This window comes from Neisseria sp. P0021.S007, from assembly GCF_051956855.1.
The window spans coordinates 1-635 of the sequence record NZ_JBQCXA010000677.1 but is presented as its reverse complement, the minus strand read 5'-3'; the positions used below and the strand labels follow the sequence as shown (position 1 = coordinate 635).

Genomic DNA, 635 nt, shown 5'->3' with positions numbered 1-635 from the left:
GTATTTACCAGTCCGCAAATTGCCACTATCGGTTTGAAATACGCGCAAGTTGCGGAGAAATATCAGCCTGATGAGTTTGTCATCGGTGAAGTTTCCTTCCGAAACCAAGGCCGCAGCCGCGTTATGTTGGTAAACAAAGGCCATATGCGTTTGTATGCTGAGAAAGCGACCGGCCGTTTCATTGGTGCGGAAATTGTCGGCCCTGCTGCCGAACATTTGGCACACTTGATGGCTTGGGCGCATCAAATGAAGATGACGATTCCGCAAATGTTGGATATGCCGTTCTACCATCCGGTTATCGAAGAAGGTCTGCGCACTGCATTGCGTGATGCCGATGCAAAACTGAAACAGGCTTGATTATTTGATGGAATAAAGGCCGTCTGAAACTCGTAGTAAGGTTTCAGACGGCCTTTTTTATGCTTTGAAGCTGTTAAATCAATTCTAAATCCGGACCGGCATTTTGCGCACGACGGCTTCGTAATTGAATGTCTAAGCGCAAATCATGAGCGGAGTCGGCATTTTTAATGGCGTCTTGATAACTGATATCGCCGTTTTCATACAAATCATACAAGGCTTGGTCAAAAGTGATCATGCCCATGCCGGTTGATTTTTTCATCATTTCTTTGATGTTGTGG

At 45.7% G+C, this 635-nt stretch carries 2 pseudogenes; one reads left to right on the top strand and one right to left on the bottom strand.

Features of this window, described 5'->3' with window-relative positions:
* Positions 1–357, top strand: a pseudogene (locus tag ACTHUR_RS15335) (dihydrolipoyl dehydrogenase); the annotation flags it as partial.
* A gap of 73 nt (positions 358–430) precedes the next feature.
* Here the strand turns inward: ACTHUR_RS15335 and ACTHUR_RS15330 are convergent.
* Positions 431–635, bottom strand: a pseudogene (locus ACTHUR_RS15330) (type IV pili twitching motility protein PilT); the annotation flags it as partial.